This window comes from Actinomadura darangshiensis, assembly GCF_004349235.1.
GTDB lineage: Bacteria > Actinomycetota > Actinomycetes > Streptosporangiales > Streptosporangiaceae > Spirillospora > Spirillospora darangshiensis.
This window is the reverse complement of record NZ_SMKY01000601.1, coordinates 1-1,771: the sequence shown is the minus strand read 5'-3', so window position 1 is coordinate 1,771 and position 1,771 is coordinate 1. Positions and strand designations below refer to the sequence as shown.

Genomic DNA, 1,771 nt, shown 5'->3' with positions numbered 1-1,771 from the left:
TCCCCCGCCACGCCCCGCTCCGCGTCCCTCGCCGCGTCCCCCGCCTCGTCCAAGATCGACTGGCGGGCGTGCGGCGAGGACGGCAAGGCCGAATGCGCGACGCTCCAGCTGCCGGTCGACTGGTCCCGGCCGGACGGCCCCACGTTCGGCTTCGCCATCGCCCGCCGCAAGGCCCTCGACCCCGCCCACCGCGCCGGCACGCTCGTGTTCGGGCCGGGCGGGCCCGGCGACTCCGGCGTCCAGCGCGTCACCCAGGTCGAGAACGGCATCGAGCGGTTCAGCGACCGGCTCCGCCGCCGTTTCGACATCGTCAGCTTCGACCCGCGCGGGATCGGCGCCAGCCATCCGGTGACGTGCTCGGCCGACCTGATGAAGTCCGCGCCGTCCCCGATGATCAAGAGCGCGAAGGAGTTCGAGGCGACCCTCGCCCACAACGAGCGCCTGCGCGCCGACTGCCGCGAACGCACCGGCCCGCTCTACGACCACGCGGACACGCTCAGCACCGTCCGGGACGTGGACGCGATCCGTGCCGCCCTCGGCGAGCCGAAACTGACCTTCCACGGCAGCTCGTACGGGACGCTGCTGGGCGAGATGTACGCCGAGACGTTCCCGAAGCGCGTCCGCGCGATGGTGCTGGAGAGCGTCGACGACCACAGCATCACCGACACCGGGCAGTTCCTGACGTCCGAGCTGGTGGCGGCGCAGGACTCGTTCGAGCAGTTCGTCACCTGGTGCAACCGGACAAAGGACTGCGCCTTGCACGGCAAGGACGTCCGCGCCATCTGGCGAGACCTCCGCGCCCGCGCGTCCCGCGGTGAACTGCCCGACCCGTCCGACCCGGCGACCGCGCTGCCCGAATTCGGCCTCGTCCTGATGGCCTACAAGAGCTTCTACGGCCCCGACTGGGCGGAGCTGGCCAAGAACCTGGCCGCCCTGAACGCGTCCAAGCCACCGAAGCCCGCAGCGAAGCCCGCGGCGTCACCGGCCTCCGAGGAGACCGCCACGGACCCGTTCACGGCGCAGTTCTGCTCCGACTGGAGCCTGCCCGTCCGCGACTACGACCAGTACGCGCAGCTCATGCGGCGGACGGAGAAGGTCGCCCCCGACATGACGTTCGCGCGTCCCGTCGTGGCGGTCTCCGCGTGCCTCGGCTGGCCGCAGCCGGTCCGCAACCCGCAGCACCGCCTGGACGTCCGCGGAAGCGCGCCGATCCTGCTGTCCAACGCCGTCCACGACCCGGCCACGCCCTACGCCTGGGCGAAGAACGTCACCCGCCAACTCGGCCGGACGGGACGCCTCCTCACCTACGAGGGAGCCGGCCACGGCAGCTACAACCGAGGCCCCTGCATGCAGAACACGATCGACGCCTACCTGATCACAGAGAAGCTCCCGCCCCGCGGCAAGACCTGCCCCGCCCAGTAGCGAGAGCGCGCAGTAGGTCTGCGGGGCACCGTGGTGAAGAAGCGGGTGGACGGTCAGTAGAGGAAAGGGAGGGTGATGTTGTCGGTGGCGGTCAGGTCGGCGCCTTGGGTGCGGCCCATCAGCCAGGCGAGGAGGGACGTGGCCGGGCCGGTGACCAAGTGGTCGCCCTGGCCGTGCTCCTCGCCGGTGTCGGTGGCGCGCAGGCGCAGGTCCGGGGCGTTGTCGCGGCGGGCGTAGGACGCGGTGACGCTCGCGAGCATGCGGGTGGTGAAGCCGGCAGGCCAGTCGCGGTGCGTGAAGCCGGCGTCGAGATCGGCGTGGTGGACGAGGACCTCGGTGAGGCGGGCGT

At 71.7% G+C, this 1,771-nt stretch carries 2 protein-coding genes; one reads left to right on the top strand and one right to left on the bottom strand.

The genetic code is table 11. The annotated features are described in order from the left end of the window. Positions 1–1,422, top strand: a 1,422-nt coding sequence (locus tag E1293_RS46825; RefSeq protein WP_207939557.1) for an alpha/beta hydrolase, incomplete at its 5' end; no start/stop codon positions are given. Between the two features lie 53 nt (positions 1,423–1,475). Here the strand turns inward: E1293_RS46825 and E1293_RS46820 are convergent. Continuing rightward, positions 1,476–1,771: DinB family protein (locus E1293_RS46820; RefSeq protein ID WP_481726121.1), on the bottom strand; the 296-nt coding region annotated here is incomplete at its 5' end.